13 protein-coding genes are annotated in these 21,290 nt (G+C 70.7%); 4 read left to right on the top strand and 9 right to left on the bottom strand.

All coding sequences use genetic code 11. The features are described 5' to 3' along the window. The first annotated feature begins 2 nt into the window (after positions 1–2). Positions 3–2,195, top strand: a complete 2,193-nt coding sequence (locus ACGFNV_RS31280) for a glycosyltransferase family 39 protein (RefSeq protein WP_393626997.1) — start codon at positions 3–5, stop codon at positions 2,193–2,195. Positions 2,196–2,393: 198 nt separating this feature from the next. Beyond that, positions 2,394–3,200, top strand: coding sequence for an endonuclease I family protein (locus ACGFNV_RS31275; protein ID WP_393626995.1), 807 nt, complete (start codon positions 2,394–2,396; stop codon positions 3,198–3,200). Between the two features lie 73 nt (positions 3,201–3,273). On the opposite strand, the gene ACGFNV_RS31270 is transcribed toward ACGFNV_RS31275, so the two are convergent. The 7 genes from ACGFNV_RS31270 to speB form a co-directional block, all read right to left on the bottom strand. After that, positions 3,274–3,519 carry a hypothetical protein gene (locus tag ACGFNV_RS31270; RefSeq protein ID WP_393626993.1) on the bottom strand — a complete coding sequence of 82 codons (246 nt, stop codon included), beginning with the start codon at positions 3,517–3,519 and terminating at the stop codon, positions 3,274–3,276. 83 nt (positions 3,520–3,602) lie between these two features. Further along, positions 3,603–4,079, bottom strand: coding sequence for a hypothetical protein (locus ACGFNV_RS31265; RefSeq protein WP_393626992.1), 477 nt, complete (start codon positions 4,077–4,079; stop codon positions 3,603–3,605). A 77-nt stretch (positions 4,080–4,156) separates the two neighbouring features. Continuing rightward, the gene (locus ACGFNV_RS31260) at positions 4,157–4,453 is read right to left on the bottom strand and encodes a S1 RNA-binding domain-containing protein (protein ID WP_393626990.1); all 297 of its coding nucleotides are present in this window, start codon (positions 4,451–4,453) and stop codon (positions 4,157–4,159) included. After that, positions 4,450–10,797 (bottom strand): RHS repeat domain-containing protein, encoded by a 6,348-nt coding sequence (locus ACGFNV_RS31255; RefSeq protein ID WP_393626988.1) that lies wholly within the window; start codon positions 10,795–10,797, stop codon positions 4,450–4,452. The genes ACGFNV_RS31260 and ACGFNV_RS31255 overlap by 4 nt, the downstream gene beginning before the upstream one ends. Positions 10,798–10,887: 90 nt before the next feature. Further along, positions 10,888–13,764: a LamG-like jellyroll fold domain-containing protein gene (locus tag ACGFNV_RS31250; RefSeq protein WP_393626986.1), complete on the bottom strand. Its 2,877-nt coding sequence runs from the start codon at positions 13,762–13,764 to the stop codon at positions 10,888–10,890. 173 nt (positions 13,765–13,937) lie between these two features. Further along, positions 13,938–15,623, bottom strand: coding sequence for a thiamine pyrophosphate-binding protein (locus ACGFNV_RS31245; RefSeq protein ID WP_393626984.1), 1,686 nt, complete (start codon positions 15,621–15,623; stop codon positions 13,938–13,940). Beyond that, complete coding sequence (speB, locus tag ACGFNV_RS31240) at positions 15,620–16,588, bottom strand: agmatinase (protein ID WP_393626982.1); 969 nt, start codon at positions 16,586–16,588, stop codon at positions 15,620–15,622. The genes ACGFNV_RS31245 and speB overlap by 4 nt, the downstream gene beginning before the upstream one ends. 121 nt (positions 16,589–16,709) lie before the next feature. Between speB and ACGFNV_RS31235 the strand changes: the two genes are divergently transcribed. Further along, positions 16,710–18,227 carry a PucR family transcriptional regulator gene (locus tag ACGFNV_RS31235; protein WP_393627325.1) on the top strand — a complete coding sequence of 506 codons (1,518 nt, stop codon included), beginning with the start codon at positions 16,710–16,712 and terminating at the stop codon, positions 18,225–18,227. 73 nt (positions 18,228–18,300) lie between these two features. After that, a complete protein-coding gene (locus ACGFNV_RS31230) occupies positions 18,301–19,095 on the top strand; it encodes a phosphatase (protein ID WP_393626981.1) in 795 nt (264 codons plus the stop codon). 19 nt (positions 19,096–19,114) lie between these two features. Here ACGFNV_RS31230 and ACGFNV_RS31225 read toward each other — a convergent pair whose 3' ends face one another. Continuing rightward, the gene (locus tag ACGFNV_RS31225) at positions 19,115–19,990 is read right to left on the bottom strand and encodes an acyl-CoA thioesterase (RefSeq protein WP_393626979.1); all 876 of its coding nucleotides are present in this window, start codon (positions 19,988–19,990) and stop codon (positions 19,115–19,117) included. A gap of 35 nt (positions 19,991–20,025) precedes the next feature. Then, positions 20,026–21,183 (bottom strand): acyl-CoA dehydrogenase family protein, encoded by a 1,158-nt coding sequence (locus tag ACGFNV_RS31220; protein ID WP_133926100.1) that lies wholly within the window; start codon positions 21,181–21,183, stop codon positions 20,026–20,028. Between the last annotated feature and the right edge of the window lie 107 nt (positions 21,184–21,290).

Below are 21,290 nucleotides of genomic sequence, written 5' to 3'. Positions count from 1 at the left end.
TGGTGACTTCTGCCACTGATCCAGACCCCCGCACCACTGTGTCCCCCGGCTGGTCGAAGCCGACGGCCTCCGCGACGGAGCCACCGGACAAGGCGCCGCGCTGGTCGTTGCCCGCGCTGATCGCGATCCTGGCCCTGGCGGCGGCGCTGTACTCCTGGAACCTGTCGGGGGCCGGCCTCAACAGCTTCTACAGTGCCGCCGTGCTGAGCGGTACCGAGAGCTGGAAGGCGTGGTTCTTCGGCTCTCTGGACGCGGGCAACTTCATGACCGTCGACAAGCCACCGTTCGCGCTGATGGTCATGGGGCTGTCGTGCCGGGTGTTCGGCTTCGGCACCTGGCAGATGATGCTGCCGATGGTCCTGGTCGCCGTCGCGACGATCTGGATCCTGCACGCGTCCGTGAAGCGGGTGTGGGGGCACGGCGCGGCCACGGTCGCCGCGCTGGTGCTGGCGCTGACGCCGATCACCGTCGCCATCAACCGGGACAACAACCCCGACACGCTGCTGGTGTTCCTGATGGTGGCCGGCGCGTCCCTCGCGCTGCGGGCCGCGCGGGACGGCAGGCTGCTGCCACTGCTGGGCTCCGCCGCCTGCTTCGGGCTGGCCTTCAACACGAAGATGCTGCAGGGCTACATCGCGCTGCCCGCCGTCTTCCTGGTCTATCTGTACGCGGCCAAGCCGACGTTGGTGAAGCGGATCGTCAATCTGCTGCTGGCGGGCGTGGTTCTGGCCGTCTCCAGCTTCTGGTGGGCCGCGGCCGTGTCCCTGGTGCCCGCGGACGACCGCCCGTACATCGGCGGCTCGACCGACGGCACCGCCTGGAACCTGATCACGGGCTACAACGGCCTCGGCCGGATCTTCGGTGGCGAGGGCAACGGCGGGGGCGGCGGAGGCGGGGGCGGCGGCTTCTCCGGGGCCGCTGGCATCGGCCGTATGTTCAACGAGATCCTCGGCGGCCAGATCTCCTGGCTCATCCCCTTCTCGGCGATCGCACTCGTCGGCGGGCTGGTGCTGTGCGGGCGCGCCCCGCGTACGGACCTCACGCGGGCGGCCCTGCTCATGTGGGGTGGCTGGACCGCCCTGCACTATCTGACCTTCGCGATGGCCGAGGGCACCATGCACCCCTACTACACGACGGCGCTCGCCCCCGGTATCGCCGCGCTGTGCGGGGGCGGCGGCCTGATGCTGCTGCGTGCCTTCCGTGCGGACAAGCGGTGGGCGTGGGTGCTGCCGCTCGCCCTCGGCGTCACCGCCGCCTGGGCGATCGTGCTGCTGCGCCGGGCCTCCGGCTGGAACACCTGGCTGTGGCCGGCCATCGGGGTCGTGATGGCGCTGGCGATCGTGGGGCTGTTCGTCTTCCGCTCCGGTCAGCGCGTGCGGCTCCTCGCCGCGTCGGTGACCGCGGCGATCGTCGCGGCGATCGCGGGACCGGCGGCGTACGCCTGGTCGGTGCCGTACGGAGCGGGGTCGGGCGGCGGCGGCATGGGCGGTACGAACCCGACGGCGGGGCCCTCGACAGGCGGCGGCATGGGCGGGGGCGGCGGCGGCCGGGGCGGGTTCCCCGGGGGCGGGAACGGCGGCGGGCCTGGCGGGCAGCAAGGTCAGCCGGGCCAGCAAGGCCAGCAGGGCCAGCAGCAGGACGGACAAGGCCAGCAGGGCGGGTTCCCCGGCGGTCAGCAGCCCGGCGGCGGCAACGGTGAGTTGCCCGGCGGCACGGCCGAAGCGGGCGGTACCGCGCCCAACGCCCAGCCCGGCCGGGGCGCCGGCGGCGGCATGGGCGGTGGCCCCGGGGGCGGTATGGGCGGCGCGAGCAGTGAGCTGATCGCGTACCTGAAGAAGCACCAGGACGGCGCCAAGTGGCTGCTCGCGGTGTCCAGTTCGCAGAGCGCCGCGCAGCTCGTCCTCAGCAGCGGTGAGCCGGTGATCTCCATGTGGGGCTGGTCCGGCAGCGACAAGGCGATGACCCTGGCGAAGTTGAAGGAACTGGTGAAGAACGGCGAGCTGCACTACATCCAGGTCGGTGGCGGCGGCATGGGCGGGGGCCCCGGCGGCGGGTCGAACGTCAGCTCCGAGGTCACGGCGTGGGTGCAGAAGAACGGTACGGCGGTGAAGGAGAGCGACTACAGCGGGAGTTCGTCGTCGAGCACGGCCAACCAGTCGACGATCTACCGCCTGGACGCGTCGGACGTCAGCTGACACCGGCGTGAAGCCGCCCCCCAACGGCCCCTGACTCCCGGTCAGGGGCCGTTCCGCTGCGTCAACTCGCGTAGACAAGCCCCGATTTGCCGTTTCCCGTCACCCAATGGACACGTCGACTCCATGGACATGACCGCATGTCCATGCCACTCTCCCGTTTGCCGCCTCCATTCAACCCGCGTAGATGGGACCCCACTTATGCTGGCGACACGCACCCGCCGCCGCTGGAAGCCGGTCGCGCTGACGACCGCCGCCGTGCTGGTCGGCCTCGCCGCTCCCGCCCTGACCGCGACCCCCGCCGCGGCCACGACGACCGCGTACGACACGACGTACTACAAGAACGCGATCGGCAAGACGGGCACGAGCCTCAAGTCCTCCCTGCACACCATCATCAGCAGCCAGACGAAGATCTCGTACTCCGCGGTCTGGAACGCCCTCAAGGTCACCGACCAGGACCCGAACAACAGCAACAACGTGATCCTGCTGTACAGCGGTGTCTCCCGCAGCAAGTCTCTCAACGGCGGCGACGTCGGCGACTGGAACCGCGAGCACGTCTGGGCCAAGTCCCACGGCGACTTCGGCGAGGTCACCGGTCCCGGCACGGACCTGCACCACCTGCGTCCCGCGGACGTCAAGGTCAACAGCATCCGCGGCAACCTGGACTTCGACAACGGCGGCAGCACGGTCACGGGCGGCGGCGGCAGCCTCGTCGACTCCGACTCCTTCGAGCCCCGCGACGCCGACAAGGGCGACGTGGCCCGCATGATCCTCTACATGGCCGTGCGGTACGACGGCGGCGACGGCTTCGCCGACCTCGAGCCCAACGAGAAGGTCAACAACGGCAGCAACCCGTACATCGGCAAGCTCTCCGTGCTCAAGCAGTGGAACGACGAGGACCCGCCGAGCGCCTTCGAGGAGAAGCGCAACCAGGTCATCTACGACACCTACCAGCACAACCGCAACCCGTTCATCGACCACCCGGAGTGGGTCGAGGCGATCTGGTAGCGCACGAGACGACAAAAGGAGGGGCCCTGCCGGACGAATCCGACAGGGCCCCTCCGCCATCCCGGTATCCCGGTCACCCGAGACGCGCGAGGTCCTCGGGCAACGCGTACCGGTGCTCCCCGGTCAACACGTCGGAGGCGAAGACGAGCACGTACTCCCGGTCCTCGTCGAGCCCGCACGTGCCGCAGGCCTCCTGATACCCGATGACCTCCGCCCGCTCCTGCCCCGGGGTCCCCTTGTCGTTGCCGCCCCACCTCAGGCGTTCGCCGATGCGGTACGTGTCCTGGAACGTGTGCCCGAAGTGGAACTGCAGGGTCATCGGACCCTCGTCACCACACCCCGGACACCCGTGCAGCCGCGGCACGACAGCCATGTTGAACGCCCCCATCGCTTCCTCCGCAGTCACCGGCGAACGAGGCCCAACCGGGCCGCGTCGTCGTACCGTCGGCACAGTTCCCCGACCCGGGCCTCGACGAAGGCCAAGGCCTCGTCGAGGTCCAGGCCTTCGGCGTGCCGCCGGTACGGGGTGTGGACCCCGGCCGGCCACTCGCCCATGTCCCGCTCCAGGTCGAGCCGGACGAGCGCCTCCGCCGTGATCCCCGCCTCGGTGAAGGCGAGGGTCACGGCGAGGCGGTACTCGTTCGGCTCGAGGTCCCGGGTGAGATCCATCCAGGTGATGCCGTGGTGGAGCGTCACCTCTGGTGTGCCGTCCACGACGTCGAGGAGGACCTGCGGGAGGAGTGCCGTCTCGCTCTCGTCTTCCTCCCCGGAGTCGCCGCTGAAGTCGAACTCCAGGTAACGGCCGAGCATGAACTCGGCGAGCTGCTTCTGGAACCGGTCCAGCGACAGCAGGAACCGCGCGAGCTTCTCCTCACCCACCCGCAGTCCACCTCGTCGTCGCTCTCGCCGGGGAGCTCGTCACACGCGCTCCCCGGCGATCGCAGTTGTCCGGAAGGTCAGGAGGAGAGACCTCGCTGCTCCTCGAGCCTGCGCAGGCGTTCCGCGAGCGGTACCTGCCCCGGGGGCCTCAGGATGAACTTGTTCTTCATCTCGTCGAAGGCGTCCAGGTAACAGGACACGCGGTCACCCACCTGGTAGTTGTCGTCGTCGTCGATGTAGAGGACATCGATGAGGCCGTCCCGTGACAGGCCCAGGTCCACGATGACCCCCCAGGGGAAGACAGCCGTGGCCTCTCCCTCGACGACGCTCCCCACGAGGCGCATCTCGGCCTCGGGTACCTCAGGGTCGGTCATAGCTCGTCCATCACTCTCAGCGGATATGAGTTGAGGAGACCGAACATCTCCTTGGGGATTCCGACCTCGGCGCGAGGAACGCCGTTGTGCGAACCGACGAACTTCTCGAAGTGCTGGTCGAAGTCGGCCCTGGGGATCTTGATCTCCACGACCGTCCCATCGTAGGGACCACGCCCCGCGTAGTCCTCCGCGACGTCCAGCCCCTTGTCGCCCAGGCCGAAGTAGGCGTGGCCGTCCGGGTTCTGGCCCTTGCGGCCCGGGTAGTCCTCGGGCTTGAAGCCCTCCTCCTCGATCTTCTTGGTCTTTCCCTTGTACGGAGCCTTGTAGATGTAGACGTTGTCCGGATCGTCGTCCTTCTTCGGCCTCGCGGGCTTGTCGGCGGCCGGCTTCTCGCTCTTCTTCGGGCCGTCGGCCTTCTTGGTCGGCGGAGCCGGCTTGGGCTTGGCCGGCGGGGCCGGCTTGGGCGGCGGCTTGGGCTTGGGGGTGGACGGCGGCGTGACGTTCTCGGCGTTCTTGACCGCGTCCTTCGTCTTCTCGGCGGCCTTGACGGTGTCCGTCGCGGCGTCCACCGCGTCCACGGCCTTGTCGACGTACCGCGCGCCCTTCGCCGCGCTCGCGCCGTACCCGGCGATCGGGATCGCCGAGGCGTAGGACAGACCCGCGTCGATGTAGTTGCCCTCGGCCGTGTACCAGAGGCCGTTGATCAGGTCGGCGGGCTCGCCGAAGCCGGGCACCAGGCCGACGACGTCGAGGGCTCCGTGGCCGATCGGGCTGATCCAGGACTCGCCCCAGTACAGGCCCGTCGGGTCCGGGAAGGCCAACGGGTTGTTGCGGCCGTAGGCGTAGGCGTTGAGGTGCTGCGGGTCCGCGAGGTTGAGCTTGGGGTCCACGGACACGAAGCGGCCGGCGGCCGAGTCGTACGCGCGTGCGCCGAGCTGGATCAGGCCGGTCGTCGCGTCGGCCGTGCCGCCCACGAACGACTTGTCACCGGGCCACGCGCCCGCTGCCGGCTTGGTGCCGCGTACCTCGCCGAAGGGGAGGGTGCGGCGCTGGACGATCGCCGAGTCGGACGCCCTGACGGCGATCTCGGCGGTGCCGTTCTGCCCGCCGACCAGCCAGGTCACACCGGCGGACGTGCGCACGGCGATCTGCCGGCCACCGTGGGAGTAGTAGCGCGTGCCCGACACGGAGTTCTTCGCTGTGTCGAGGCGGATCTCCTGGCTGCCCAGGTAGAGCGTGACGGCGCCCTTCTCCTTGCGGAGCAGGCGGCTTCCGTCGGCGCCGTACACGAACGAGGTCTTGTTCGCCTCGTCCAGTGCGTCGCCGGACAGGTACGGGGTGACGGCGCTCAGGCGGCCTTCCTCGTCCCAGTCCAGCTTCTGGTCGACCGCCGGGGAGAGGTCCGTCGCCGCCTTCGTGCGGCGGATGGTGTTCCCCGCCTCGTCGTACGCGAAGGACTGGGCCGCCGTCACCTCCTGCGCCGACGAGCCCGACGTGGCCGTGCGGGCCTCGGCCGACTTCAGGGCGTGGGCGTGCGTGCCGCCCTTGGCGTCCTGGGCCTTCGGCACGTACGTCGTCGACTGCGTGATCGCCGCGTCGCCGGTCGTGCCGGTGGCGTGGCGGACCTCACCGGTGCGGTTGCCCGCCGCGTCATACGCGTAGGAGTGCCAGTACGGTGCCGGGCCGCCGACGGTCGCCTCACCGGCGCTCGCCTCGCAGGCGGTGGCGGTCTGGGTCCACGCCTCGGTCAGACGGCGCAGATAGTCGTACGTGAAGCACTGGACGTCGGCGGTCTTGCCCTCGGGCGTGTCCGCGACCTTGCGGATGTTGCCGGTGGGGTCGTAGCCGTAGGTGATGTCGGAGTCGGGGGTCTTGACGATCTCCCGGTCGATGCGGGCGCGCTCCAGGCGCCTGGTGCCCTCCTCGTAGGTGTTGGTGAGCCAGGTGTACTTGTCGGCGCTGGCGGTGCCCAGCGTGAGCTGGAGGAGTTCGCCGTAGTTGGAGTAGCGGGACTCGCGGGCGTAGTCGGTGGTGTCGCCCAGGGTGAAGGACGGCAGTCCGGTCGCCGTGTAGCCGGTGGTGACCGTCTCCGCCGGGAGACCGCCGACCGCCGGGAGACCGACCTCGTCGACCGAGCCGTCCGGCTTGTACGACGCCGTCGAGGTGTAGGTGCCGGCCAGCTTGCCCTCGGCGGCGGGGATCGTCACCGAGGTCTTCGTCGCGCGGCCGCCCGCGTCATAGGCGTCGACCGAACTCGTGTAGGCGTCGTCGCCCACCCACTTGGTGGCCGACGCCAGGCGTCCCTTGCCGTTGGGGACGGTGGCGCTGTCGTACTCCCAGGTCGTCAGCTTCTTGTCGCCGTTGTAGAGCGACCGCTGACGGCCCAGCTTGTCGTAGCTGAAGGTGAGGGTGGTGTCGCGCTGGTTGCGGATCGTCTTCAGCTGGTCGAGGTCGTTGTACGTCATCCAGGTCGTGCCGGCGTCCGGGTCGACGGCCCGGGTCTGACGGCCGCGCACGTCGTACTCGTACGACCAGACGTTGCCCGACTCGTCCTTGACCTCGGCGACATGGCCCGCGGCGTCGTAGTCGTAGGTCGTCGTGTCCGCCGCGCCCGTCGGCGACGATGCCTTGAACTCGAGGATCTTGGTCTTCTGCCCCTGCGCGTTGGTGTACGTCGCGGTGGGCGTGCCGCCGGCCGGCGGGTCGACCGTCGTGTGGTCACCGTGGTACGTGGTCTTCGTGCGCCACTTCTCGGTGCCGGCCACGCGGAAGATCTCGTCGGTCGCCCGTCCCGCCCCGTCGTACACCGTCTCCGTCTCCCGGGGCGTCCCCTCGGACGCGTCCGCCACGCCCACGAAGGTCGTGCCGACGGCGGCGGAGTTGTAGAACGGGCCGATCTCGTTGACGGCGAGGCCGCGGGAGTCGTACTCGGTGGTGGTGACGACACGGCCGGAGTTGGCAGCCGGGGTCTGGGTCTGGCGCGGGCGCAGCAGGCCGTCCTGCAGCTGGTGGCTGACCGCGACAGAGCCGTTCGGGAGGAGCGACTTGGTGGTGGTGACGACGGGCAGGTTGTTGCGGACCAGGTAGCCGTACTCCAGGGACGGGGTGTCCCCGGACTTCGCGCGGCCCGGGAGCCAGACCTTCAGCAGACGGCCGAGGGCGTCGTAGTCCAGGTCGGTGCGCTGCTTGTTGGCGTCGACCGTGGCGGTGACCAGGCCCCAGCGGGGGTCGACCGTGGAGGTGGTCGAGTTGCCGGCCGGGTCGGTGACCTTCATGCCGGTGACCGGGCCGCCGGTCGTCGGCGTGTACGTCGTCTTGGTCGTGTTGCCCTGCTGGTCGGCGGAGTCGGTGACCCGGCCGTGGGCGTCGTACTTCGCGGTCGACGTCGTCACGTACTGCGGGGTGCCGTCGTCCGCGTAGCCCTTGACCTTCTCGCTGCGCACCACGTCGCCCTTGGTGGGCGTGGTGCCGTAGGTGTCGGGGTCGTCGTACCAGGTGCGGACGTCGGAGATGGCCTCACCCTTGTAGGAGGGGGCGCCGTCGTCGCAGTTCACCGGGACCACCGTCACGCGCTTGAGGAGCGTGAGCAGGTTGGCCTTGGTGTTGCGGTTGTAGCTGTTCGTCGTGCAGGTGTCGTCGTCGGGGTCGGACAGGTCGCCCGAGTCCGACGAGCGCTCCAGCATGCCGTAGGAGTCGTAGAAGTGCTCGATGGAGGCGCGGCGGACCTTGCCGTCGTCGAGGGCGGTGCGGGTCTTGGTCGACTTCACCGCCGCGTACGTCGCCTCGTCGCTGCCCTCGGTGGCCGTGGCGGCCGACTTCCAGGGGGTGCTGACGGTGGCGCTGACCTCGGCGGAGCCGTTGAAGGTGCGCTGTTCCAGCTGGAAGCCCTGGTGGCGGGCGTCGTCGCGGACCTTGGTGCCGTCGGAGGCGGTGACCGTGACGGACCTGGTGCCGCCGGACTCCTTCTCGCGGTCGCCGTCCATGCCCTGGAGGTAGGTGGTCTCGGTGCGGAGCTGCTTGCTGTTCTCGTCACCCGTCTTCACGGTGACCGAGCGGAAGCCGCGCCACTGGTTCCAGGTCTTCTTCTTGGTCTTGACGAGCTCGCTGTCGTCGAAGGCCCAGGCGGCGCCCGAGTAGTCGTAGGAGGTGACCTTGTTCGGGCCGGTGACGGTGACCTCGTCCTCGGTCACCGTGTCGACGACGAACTTGTGGAACCAGTCCTCCTTCTCCCCGACGGTGCCCTCCTTCGACCAGAAGGACGGCATGCAGCGCTTGGTGTTGGTCTCGGGGGTGGGGAGGTTGGACGGGGTGCACTCGGTCGGCTTGTAGTTGACCGAGATGGTGCCGCCGGTCTCCGACTGGATGGCCCGGATGCGCCACTTGTACATCGGCAGGCGGTCGTCGGCGCCGGTGTCGACGCGGTTGGCGTCCTGCCGCTCGTAGAAGGTGACCTTCGGGAGCTTGTTCGCGCCGTCCTTGCCGGAGTGGGTGACCGACTCCAGCCACATGGACGGGGAGTGGGTGGTGTCGGCGCTCTGGTACTTGTGCGCCAGCTCCCACTCGTCGACGTCGTCGTAGGTCTTGCCGTCGGACTTCAGGACCTGCGTGGTGACCTTCGTCAGGCGCTTGCGGGAGAAGAAGGTCGGGGACCACTGGTCCTTGCACTCGGTGTCGGAGGTGCAGATCTGCTCGAACGGCACGTCCGGCCAGCGGGTGGCGGTGGACTCCTTCAGGTCACCGGGCTCACAGTCGGCGGCGGCGCCCTTGCAGCGCTCGGCGGTGTCGAAGACGACCCGCGCGGGAGCGGCGGTGGAGTTCTCCTTGCCCTCCTGCTCGCCGTACTCGATCCGCTTGAGCCAGCCGCCGCGGTCGTAGGAGACGACCTTGTCGCCGCGCACGGTGTCGTACTTGTTGGTCTCCGTGCCGTAGTAGTACGTCATCGTGTTGCCGTGCACGTCGACGACGTAGTCGAGGTTCCAGCGCCAGGTCTGCTGGCAGCGGGACTCCTTGAAGGTGTCCTTGTGGCAGGGCTCGTCCTTGTCGTCGCCGAAGACCGGGGCCTCCCAGGAGGAGCCGGTGAACTCGGTGTCGGCGGCCTCGCGCTTGCCCTTGCCGAAGTAGTAGCGGGTGCCGTCGGTGGTGGTGACGACCCAGTACTCGTTGTTGTCGTCGTTGTTGAAGCCGTCGGTCCTGCGCTGGACGATCGTGCCGTCGTCCTGCTTCAGACGCCACTCGTCCTTGTCCTTCTTGACCAGCTCACCGGCCCGGCCGCCGAAGTTCATGGTGGCGTTGTCGGAGTGCCAGCACAGGTCGTACTTCTGCGACCCGGCCTCGTCGTGGCCGTCCTCCGTGCAGGAGCGGTACGACCGCTCGATGTAGCCGGCGCTGAGGTCGAAGCCCTCGCCGACCCAGGAGGTCTGGTTGTTGCTGGAGGCGGTACGGCCGTCGGTGGACGCCGAGTTGTAGGCCAGGCCCAGCTGCGGGGACGGGCCCGCGACGGCGGGCGGCACGCGCAGCGGGTACTGCCAGGTGAAGGCGCCGGTCTGGGCCGCGACCTGCCAGGACGCGGAGGGCGCGAGGGAGGTCGCGGTGTAGGAGCCGGAGCTGCCGGAGGGCGCGGCGGACACCGCGAGCAGCGGGGCCTTGGCGCCGACGCCGGCCGGGACGTCGGCGGTGAGCTTCTGGGCGCGGACGTCGTTGCTGGTGCTGATCGGGGTGACGCCCTGGCAGGCGGCCGCCTTCGGGGTGGTCAGCGCGCAGGCGGGCAGCTCCACCAGGCGCAGCCGCTGCGCCCAGTCGCCGCCGTAGGCCTGGGCGAAGGAGGCGTAGTCGACCTGGACGGAGACCTTGCCCGGCTTGGCCGCGGCCGTGGCCTTGGCCGTACGGGCGTTGTCCGCGCTGGTCACCTTCAGCAGCAGGCCGTCGATGCCTGCCTTGCGGGCGGCGGTGTGGCCGAGGAGGTCGACCTTGGCGCGGGTCGGTGTGGTGGCCGCGCGGGACTTGGGGGCGGCGATCCGCACGGGGAGGCCGCCGGCGCGGACACCGCTGAGGGCCGCCCGGGTCTGGCCGAGGCTGACCGTGGCACTGCCGGGCTCGGGCCAACTGGCCTTGGCCTGCTGGGACTTCCCGTAGCCGGCGAGGTGCTTGAGCGGGGTGACCTGGCCGTTCTCCTCCACCACCGGGGTGGAGGGCACGTCCTGCGTCTTGGGCCTCCGCTGCTCACGGGCGTCGTCGTCACCGAGCGCCGGGGCCGCCTGGAGCAGGGTCAGGGTCAGGGCCGCCGACACCGCGGCGGCCAGATGTTTCGCCCATTTTCGGGCGTGATGTCTCCGTGTTGAGCGCATGCGCGCTCCCCTCCCGTTGTGATGTGAAGTCCCGGGCGCCCGAAGGGTGTTGCTACGGGCGCCCGGGGAAGCGGCTGTGGTCAGCAGCCGTCAGTCGTTCGCGAGCCGGAAGATCTCCGCGCCCGAGAGCAGGCCGGGGACCAGGCGTACGTCGTCGATGTCACCGGCGAAGAAGTCGTTCCAGACGCCGCCGAACTGGGCGCGGCCGATGTTGAGGCCCTTGGTGGCGTTCCAGACGTCGGTGACGGTGGCGCTGCCCTGCTCCTCGCCGTCGACGTAGAGGGTGAACTTCCGGGCGGCCGGGTCGTAACTGCCCGCCAGGTGGGTCCACTTGCCGACGGTGGGCGGCCGCTCGCTGGAGGCCATGGCGCGGATGACGTCGTTGGCGCCGTCCGCGTCGGAGATGTGGCGGCCGAAGATCCAGCGCTTGTAGGCGGTCGAGTAGTAGAGGGTGAAGCCGTTGCCGTTGTTGCCGGCCTGGCTGACCACCGCGATGTTCTCGCTGAGCGAGGTGGGCCGCACCCACGCCGAGACGGTGAACGCCTGCCCGGTGTGCACGGCGGAGTTCGCGGTGGCGTAGTCGCTGCTGCCGTTGAAGCGCAGGGCCTTGTCGGCGGCGTCGGTGGCGGAGTGGTTGCCCGCGACCCAGTCGGCGCCCTTGACCGTCAGGGTGCGGTCGTGGCCGGAGGTGTCGGGGGCGGTGGTGCCGGAGGTCTGGTCGAGGCCGTAGACCGCGGCGGCGCAGGAGTCGGCGAGGGCGTCCTCACAGGCGCGGTCGGCGATGAAGATGTACTTCTCCAGCGGGCCGCGGTTGCCGGCCCGGTCGACGCTGCGCACGTAGAGGACGTTCGGCCCGAAGGTGGACGTGGGCACCTCGATGGTGGCGTTGCCGCCGAGGCTCGCCGGGGTGGCCTTGCGGCCGGGGGTGTCGTTGCCGAGGTCCCACTCGTAGAACTCGACATCGTTCTTGAAGATCGAGTCGGAGTTGCCGTTGGCCGAGACGGTGAAGTGCCGCTTGGCGCCCACGGGGAGGTTCTCCTCACCGGCGACCGGCTCCACCTGCGGTTTGGTGTCGGGCCGCTCCACGTCGACGACGAACTCGCACCAGTCGGACCACTCGGAGTACCCGGAGTCCTTCAGCTTGCCGGTGGAGCCGTCGTAGAGCTGGGCGTGCCACTTGTAGCCGTGGCCGTGCGCGAGTTCACGGACGGGGATGTTCTCCTCGAACACGCCCTCGTTCTGCGGTCCGTCCTTGCCCTCGTAGACCATGGGCCGGTCGGCGACCTGGTCCCAGACGCGGAAGGTGGCGGTGAGGTTCTGCCCGGTGCCGTCGCTGTAGGAGTCGGCGTCGGTGCCGTTGACCGCCATGGTCGGGGTGGCGTCGCGGATCCACGGACGCTTGGTGTTGTCCGTGGTGCAGGCCTTCTCCTCAGGGTTGGTCAGGCGCTCCTTGGACGGCTTGCTCGGCGTGGTGTTGTAGGTGACGACGAGCTTGGCGTTGTCACCGCGGAACCGCTTCCAGGAGTTCGGGTCGCCCTCGTCGGCGGCCCGCAGCGAGAAGGCCAGCGGGTCACCGGCGGCGGCCTTCTTGCGCACGGTGGAGGTGAGGTTCTCGTTGTCCTCCTTGCTGCTGTCCTGGAAGTCGACCCAGCTGGGCGGGGCGTCGGGGCTGCAGCTGTCGCCGCGTCCGTAGGCCACCGTGCGGTCGACCATCAGGTCGCCGTCCTTGGGCTTGTTGTTCCAGTTGGTGGCCGAGTCGACGCCGGCGGAGTCCACCAGGTGCAGGTTGACGGTGCTCTTGGTGCACGAGAAGGAGAAGGTCTCGTAGACCTCGAAGACCGCCTTGGAGATGGTGCGGTTCTGCCACCCGGAGGTGGAGAACTGGAAGTACATGCGGTTGGTGTACGGCGAGGTGCTGCACACGTAGTACGTGCCGCCGATGGTGTCGTACGAGCAGCGGCCGACGCCCTCGTCGTCCTTGAACTTGTGGTACTCCGTGCTCGGGTGGGAGCTGGAGACGTACAGCCACTCGCTCTTGGACATGCCGGCCTCCGGGTCGAGGTAGACCGGGAAGTCGGTGTCGGCGGACGTCAGCACGGCGGGGTCGGGTACGACGGTGACCGCGTCGGCGGAGACGTCGAGGCCCATGTCGGCGACCTTCGCGGCGGCGTCGGGCGCGTCCTGGGCCGGGGCTACCGTGCCGGAGGCGGCGACCGCGTCGGCCGGGAGCCGAGCGGCGGTGTTGGCGGAGTCCCACATTTTTGGTGCCTGGCCGCCGAAGACGCGCTCACCGGAGGCGTCCACCGCCTCCAGGCCGCCGGCCGCACCGGCGCCGAGGTCGAGCCCCTTCGTCCGCACGGGCAGGCGCAGCCGCGCGAGTTCGGGGTTGCGGGCCGCCTCGGGGGTCTTCACCTCCAGGACGTACGAGTAGCCGGTGACCGAGGCGCTGGCCAGCAGGTCCACGCCGGGCAGCACCTCGCGGTACTCGGCGGTGTCGCCGTCCAGGACGGGCTCGGGCAGCGGTTTCGGCCAGCGCAGGGTGAAGGACTTCCCGTCCTCGCCGAGGGTGACGAAGTCCTGCGAGCCACCGGCGGCGAAGGTCAGGTCGACGACGGCGGCCTTCGGGCCGACGGTTCCGTCGGCGCGCCGCTCCAGGGTCGCGTCGGCCGCGTCCCAGCCGCCGTCGGCCCGCCGGACCCGCTGCGGCTGGACACTGGTCTCACTGGTGAGCGAGCCGTCGGGATTGGCGAAGACGAGCTCGTCCTCGGTGCGTCGCTGAAGGATCTCCACCGGGTCCCCGGTGGCCGCGGCCCGGGCGAACGCGGTCGCCTCGGCGGATGTCTGTCTGGTCTGGGCGGCCTCGGCCGCGCTGGTGACGGCGGGCAGGGTGCCCAGGACGACGGCGCTGCCGAGCAGCACGCCGAACGTCCGGGCAGCACGCGCCCGCCGGAACCAAGGGTTGGTCATGCCCTTGTTCTCCCCCTGAGCTCTCCCCAGAGCTCTTTATGAAATTTGAAGTGGCCAAGGAAATTGATGTGGCCATGCTGTGAAGCAGTGGTGGGGGTGAACGTATGGGACTTTCTTTGCCGGGACAAGTGTCTTTCGGCCAGCGTTCCGGGGCCTGCCGCCTTTGACGCTGGTCAGCCCAGGTGCGTCGGCGCGAACATCCGCAGCACCGCCGGGAGGACGACGACCGAGGGCCCGGGAGCGGCCAGCGCCTTCGCCAGGTCCGCCTGCAGGGCCTCCGGGGAGGTCCGTACGCCGGGCACACCGAACGACTCGGCCAGCGCCACGTAGTCGGGACGGGTCAGCTCGGTACCGGTGGTCTCGCCGAAGGTGTCGTCCATGTACGCGCGCAGGATGCCGTAGCCGCCGTCGTCGACAATCAGCCAGGTGACGTTCAGCTCGTACTGCCGGGCCGTCGCCAGCTCGGCGATCGAGTACAGGGCCCCTCCGTCGCCCGACACCGCCAGCACCGGGCGGGTCGGGTCGGCGGCGGCCGCGCCCAGCGCCGCGGGGAAGCCGTAGCCGAGGCCACCGGCGCCCTGGGCGGAGTGCATGTGGTTGGGGCCCTTGGCGTCGAACGCCGACCAGGCCCAGTAGGCGAGGATCGTCATGTCCCAGAAGGACGGCGAGTCGGCGGGGAGCGCCTTGCGCACCGACGCCAGTACCTGCTGTTCCAGGGTGAGTTCCTGGGCGGCGATCCGGTCGGCGACCTTCGCGAGGAGCGCGCGGACGCGCTCCGGCGCCGTCGGGTCCCGGCGCTCGGAGACCGTCTCCAGCAGGGCCTGCAACGCGAGGCGGGCGTCCGCGTGGATGCCGAGGGCCGGGTGGTTGGACTCCAGCTTGCCGAGGTCGGCCTCGATCTGGATGACGCGGCCGCGCGGCTTGAACGTGTGGTAATTCGAGGAGAGTTCGCCGAGGCCGGAGCCGACCACCAGCAGGACGTCGGCGTCCTCCAGGAAGTCCGTGGTGTGGCGGTCCTCCATCCAGGACTGGAGCGAGAGGGGGTGCGTCCAGGGGAAGGCGCCCTTGCCGCCGGGGGTGGTGACGACCGGTGCCTGAAGCGTCTCCGCCAGCCGGCGCAGCTTCTTCGACGCGTCCGCCCGTACCACTCCCCCGCCCGCGATGATCGCCGGACGGGCGGCACGGGACAGCAAGTGGGCTGCCACGGCGGTCAGTTCGGGGCGCGGGGGCAGCTCGTCGGGGAAGGCGTCGCCCCCGGTCACCACCGGGATCGAGGTCTCGGCGAGCAGGACGTCCTGCGGGATCTCCACCCACACCGGGCCGTGCGGGGCCGACAGCGCCGACTTCCAGGCCGCCTCGATCGCGGACGGGATCTGGGACTGCGTACGGACCGTGTGAACCGACTTCACCACGCCCCGGAACGAGGCCGCCTGGTCGGGGAGTTCGTGCAGGTAGCCGTGGCGGCCGCCGCCCAGTCCCGCGGTCGGGACCTGGCTGCTGACGGCCAGCACGGGGGCGCTCGCCGCGGCCGCCTCCTGGAGCGCGGCGAGCGAGGTCAGCGCGCCCGGGCCGGTCGACAGCAGCAGCGGCGCCGCCTCACCGGTGATCCGGCCGTACGCGTCCGCCGCGAACCCCGCGTTGTTCTCCACCCGCAGGCCGATGTACCGCAGGTCGGAGCGGCGCAGCGCGTCGAACACGCCGAGGGCGTGCTGGCCGGGCAGACCGAAGACGGTCGTCGCGCCGAGCGCGGCCAGGGTCTCCACGACCAGGTCCCCGCCGCGGCGGCCCGGCGGAGGGTTCAACGCGGCCTCCGTCTGGGCCGGCGTCGGGCGGAGCACCAGGTCGTGGTCGTGAGTCACTTCGCGCGGGCCTCTGCAATCTGGCGGGACATGATCGTGGTCAGTTCGTACGCCGTGTGGGACGCGGCCACCGACGTGATCTCCGCGTGATCGTACGCGGGCGCCACCTCGACGACGTCCGCCGAGACCAGGTTGCAGGACGCCAGGCCGCGCAGGATCTCCAGGAGTTCGCGGGAGGTCATGCCGCCCGCCTCTGGGGTGCCGGTGCCGGGCGCGTGCGCCGGGTCGAGGCAGTCGATGTCGATGGAGATGTACAGCGGACGGTCGCCGATGCGCTGCCGCAGCTGGTCGGCGACCTCGTCGGCGCCGCGGCGGTACACGTCCGCGGAGGTGACGATGCCGAAGCCCATCTTCTCGTCGTCCGTGAGGTCCTGCTTGCCGTACAGCGGGCCTCGGATGCCGACGTGGGAGAGCGCCTCGGTGTCGAGGACGCCCTCCTCGACCGCACGGCGGAACGGGGTGCCGTGCGTGTACTCGGCGCCGAAGTAGGTGTCCCAGGTGTCGAGGTGGGCGTCGAAGTGGAGCAGGGCGACCGGGCCGTGCTTCTTCGCGACCGACCGCAGCAGGGGCAGCGCGATGGTGTGGTCGCCGCCGAGGGTCATCAGCCGGGCGCCGGTGCCGAGCAGGTCGTCGGCGGCCGCCTCGACGGTCTCCACGGCCTCGTTGATGTTGAACGGGTTCACCGCGATGTCGCCGCCGTCCGCGACCTGCGCGAGGGCGAACGGGGAGGCGTCCTGCGCCGGGTTGTACGGCCGCAGCAGCCGGGACGCCTCGCGGATCGCGTTGCCGCCGAAGCGGGCGCCGGGCCGGTACGAGACCCCCGAGTCGAACGGCACGCCCACCACGGCGACATCGGCGCGGCCGACCTCGTCGAGACGGGGCAGCCGGGCGAAGGTCGCGGGTCCGGCGTACCGCGGGACGCGGGAGGAGTCGACGGGTCCGCGGGGCGTCTCGTTGCTGCTCATGGTCGTGTGCCTTCTTTCCTGCGCTCCAGGCTGACGGGTCCTGACCCTAGGTGGGTGGACAGCGACTGCGAAGTGTACGTTTCATCCACATCAAGCCATGACACCGGAGGAAACGTCCACCGTGCCGGACTCCGTCGTTCCCCCCACCCCTCCCGTACCCCTCGTCGCGCTGCTGGCCCACGAGGACCTGGGCCTGCGGCGGATCGCCGGGCCGGCGGACGGCGCCGTCACGATCCATGGTGCGCACTCCTCCGAGATGGCGGACCCCTCGCCCTACCTCCTGGGCGGCGAACTGCTGCTGACCGCGGGGGCGTACCTCCCGGAGGCGGCGGGGCCGGGGCGCGCCTTCGACTTCGACGCCTATGTCTCCCGGATCGTCGCGGCGGGCGGCACGGCCCTGGGCTTCGGGCTCGCCCCGGTGCACGACAGCGTGCCGAGCGGCCTGGTGGCGGCCTGCGACACGCACGGGCTGCCGCTGCTGGAGGTCCCGCCCCGCACGACCTTCTCCGGCGTGGCCCGCGCGGTCTGGCAGCTGATGGCCCAGGCCCGGCACGCAGAACTCCGCCGCGTCACGGAGGCCCAGCAGAGCCTGGCCGCCGCGGCCGCCCGCCCCGACCCGGTGCCGTCCGTCCTCGTCCGGCTGGCCCAGCGGGTCGGGGGTTGGGCGGTGCTGTACGGGCCCGAGGGCACGGAGATCGCGACGGCGGGGCGGCCGCCGGGGGAGGCGGCGAGGAAGGCGCTGCGAGACCTGACGTCGGTGGTCCGGCCGGCGCATCCGGTCGGCAGCAGCCCCGCCGAGACCTCAGCCCCCACCGCCTCCGTCCCCACCCCCTCTTCCGCCACCGACACCGTCGCCGGCACCCACCTCGCCGCCTACGCCCTGGGCGCCGGGCACGGCTTCGTGCTCGGGGTCGCGGCGGCGGAACGCGAGCCCGGTGACCACACGATCGCGTCGGTCGCCGCCGTGCTGCTCTCCCTCCTCACCGGGGAGCAGCAGAGCGGGTCGGGGGCGGCGCGGTCGTCGGCACTGGTGCGGCTGTTGCTGGGCGGTACGACGGAGGAGGTCGCCCCACTGCTGGGCGGCGGGCGGTGGGTGGTCGTGCACGCCGTTCCGCACGGCCGGACCCTGGACGCGGTCGCCGCGTCCGCGCTCGGCACCGCCCTGGGCTCCCCGCTGGTCGACCTGGCTGAGGACGTCGTACGGGTGCTCGTGCCGGAGGGGCGGGAGGTGGCGCCGCAGGCCGGGTGGACGCTGGGCGTGAGCGCCCCGGCCGAGCCCGGTGAGTGGCCCGCCGCCGACTCCCAGGCGGCCCGTGCCCTGGCGCGCGCCCGGGCCACCCGCACCCCGCTGGTCCGGCACGGCGGGCGGACCGCGTTCGCTGATCTGGTGCCGCCGGACGAGGCCGGGACACACGCCCGCGCGCTCCTCGCGCCGATCACCGGAGGAAGCCCCGCCCTCGCCGAGACCCTGCGCACCTGGCTGTCGCTGCACGGCAGCTGGGACCGTACGGCGGTGGCGCTGTCGGTGCACCGCAACACCGTGCGGCAGCGGATCGCCCGGTGCGCGGCGCTGCTCGACGCCGACCTGGACGACCCGGACATACGCATGGAGTTGTGGTTCGCGCTGGGGCGGCTGTAGATCATGGCGTGACGCACGTCCCAGCGTGCGGGACGTCGAGTGCGCGCACAGAGCGCTGCCTCACAATGGACACATGCCGATACCCGGGACACCCAGCCGCGCCGAGCTCGTCGACCACCTCGTGAGGACCCGTATCGCGGGCGCTGTCGCCACGCCGCGTGAGAACAACCTCTCCCACTTCCGCAAGCTGGCGAACGGCGACCGCAAGTACTGGCTCGGCCTGGAGCTCGGCGACCGGTGGAGCGACGAGCAGGACGTGCTCGCGGTGATGGCGGAGCGGGTCGGCGTCAACGACGATCCGGAGTACCGGTACGGCCAGGACACCATCGACCCCGAGCTGACCGTCGCTGCCCTGGAGCGGCTGGCGGGCCGGCTGCGCAAGGCGGCCGACGGCCGGCAGCGGGTGCTGTTCGCGACGGGCCACCCGGGCAGCCTGCTCGACGTGCACCGCGCCACGGCCGCCGCCCTGCGCGCGGCCGGCTGCGAGATCTTGGTGATCCCGGAAGGGCTGCAGACGGACGAGGGGTACGTCTGGCAGCTCGCGGACGTGGCGGTCCTGGCACACGGTGCCAGCCTCTGGCACACCCACTCCGGCGAGCCGATGAAGGCCATCCTCACCGCACTCGAGCACGCGGGGCGCCCGCTGCCCGACCTGGTCGTCGCCGACCACGGCTGGGCGGGCTACGCGGGACAGCACGGCGTGGACTCCGTCGGCTACGCCGACTGCAACGACCCGGCGCTCTTCCTCGCCGAGGCGGAGGGGACCGTGCAGGTGACGGTCCCCCTCGACGACCATGTGCTCAGCCCGCGCCACTACGACCCGATGGTGGCGTACCTCCTGGCGGAGGCGGGTCTCGCCGGGGAGTGAGGCTCCCCGGGAGGCGTGGTCAGCGCGGGACGCGGACCACGCCCTCCTGGATCACCGAGATGGCGAGCTCGCCGTCCTGGGTGTAGATGCGGGCCTGCCCCAGGCCCCGGCCGCCGTGCGCCGTCGGGGACTCCTGGTCGTACAGGAGCCACTCGTCGGCGCGGAACGGCCGGTGGAACCACATCGCGTGGTCCAGGGACGCCCCGACGACGTCACCGACGGCCCAGCCACCGCGTCCGTGCGCGAGCAGGACCGAGTCGAGCAGGGTCATGTCGGAGACGTACGTGGCGAGGACCACGTGCAGCAGGGGTTCGTCAACAGCACCGCCGAGCTTGCCGTTGGTGCGGAACCACACCTGCGAGTGCGGCTCGCGCGGCTCGCCGAACTTGCCGTACGGCGGCTCCTCGACGTACCGCAGGTCGATCGCCTCGCGGGTCTCCAGGAACTTCTCCACCACCGCGGCGTCGAGGTGGTCGTAGCCGCGCATCCGCTCCTCGGAGGTGGGCAGCGTGGCCGGGTCCGGGGAGGGCGGGACGGGCGTCTGGTGGTCGAGGCCTTCCTCGTACGTCTGGAAGGACGCGGACAGGGTGAAGATCGGCCTGCCGTGCTGGACCGCGACCGCCCGGCGCGTGGTGAAGGAGCGGCCGTCGCGGATGCGCTCGACGTTGTAGACGATGGGCGCGCCCGGGTCGCCCATGCGCAGGAAGTACGCGTGCAGGGAGTGGGCGTGCCGGTCCGGGGGGACCGTACGCCCGGCGGCGACCAGCGCCTGGGCCGCCACCTGTCCGCCGAAGACGCGGGGGACGACGGCGGAGCGGGACTGGCCGCGGAAGATGTTCTCCTCGATCTGTTCGAGGTCGAGCAGATCGAGGAGATCCTGAAGTGCCTGGCTCATGGCGTCTGTTGTACCGGCCAGTAATTGCGGGCGGCTTACAGGCCCATGTCCTTCGCGATGATCGACTTCATGATCTCGCTGGTGCCGCCGTAGATGCGGTTGACGCGGTTGTCCGCGTACAGGCGGGCGATGGGGTACTCGTTCATGAAGCCGTAGCCGCCGTGCAGCTGGAGGCAGCGGTCGATGACGCGGTGGGCGACCTCGGTGCAGAACAGCTTGGCGCTGGCGGCCTCGGCGGGGGTCAGCTCACCGGCGTCGAGGGCCTCCGTGGCGCGGTCGGCGACGGCCTCGGCGGCGTCCACCTCGGCCTGGCAGGCGGCCAGCTCGAACTTGGTGTTCTGGAAGGCGGCGACGGGCTTGCCGAAGACGACCCGGTCCTGCACGTACTGCTTGGCGAACCGGACGGCGGCCTTGGCCTGGGCGTAGGCGCCGTAGGCGATGCCCCAGCGCTCGGAGGCCAGGTTGTGGCCGAGGTAGTAGAAGCCCTTGTTCTCCTCGCCGAGGAGGTCCTCGACGGGGACCTTGACGTCGACGAACGCCAGCTCGGCGGTGTCGGAGGTCTTCAGGCCGAGCTTGTCGAGCTTGCGGCCGACGGAGTAGCCCTCGGCCTTGGTGTCCACGACGAAGAGGGAGATGCCGTGGCGGCGGTCCTCGGCGGTGGGCGCGGAGGTGCGGGCGCAGACGATCATGCGGTCGGCGTGCACACCACCGGTGATGAAGGTCTTGGCGCCGTTGAGGACGTAGTGCGTGCCGTCCTCGGAGAGCTTGGCGGTGCTCTTCATGCCCGCGAGGTCGGAGCCGGTGCCCGGCTCGGTCATCGCGATCGCCCACATCTCCTCACCGGAGACGAACTTCGGCAGGTAGCGCTTCTTCTGCTCGTCGGTGGCGAGGAGCTTGATGTAGGGCAGGCCGAGCAGGACGTGCACGCCGGAGCCGCCGAAGGAGACACCCGCGCGGGCGGTCTCCTCGTAGAGGATGGCCTCGAACTTGTAGGAGTCGATGCCGGCGCCGCCGTACTCCTCGTCGACGCGGATGCCGAAGACGCCGAGGTCGGCGAGCTTGTAGTAGAAGTCGCGCGGGGCCTGGCCGGCGGCGAACCACTCGTCGTAGACGGGGACGACCTCGGCCTCGATGAAGGCCCGGAGGGTATCCCGGAACGCCTCGTGATCCTCGTCGAAAAGCGTACGGCGCACGGCGCCACCTCCACGTCCTGAGCATGTCTAAGCGCTTGCTCATTCACCGTACCGGCGAGTAAGCGACTGCGTCCACGTAACGCTCATCACGCTTCGGACCCGGCGCC

The organism is Streptomyces sp. NPDC048751 (assembly GCF_043198595.1).
Classification (GTDB): domain Bacteria; phylum Actinomycetota; class Actinomycetes; order Streptomycetales; family Streptomycetaceae; genus Streptomyces.
The sequence above is the reverse complement of the archived record's forward strand: the minus strand, read 5'-3'. Positions and strand labels throughout refer to the sequence as shown.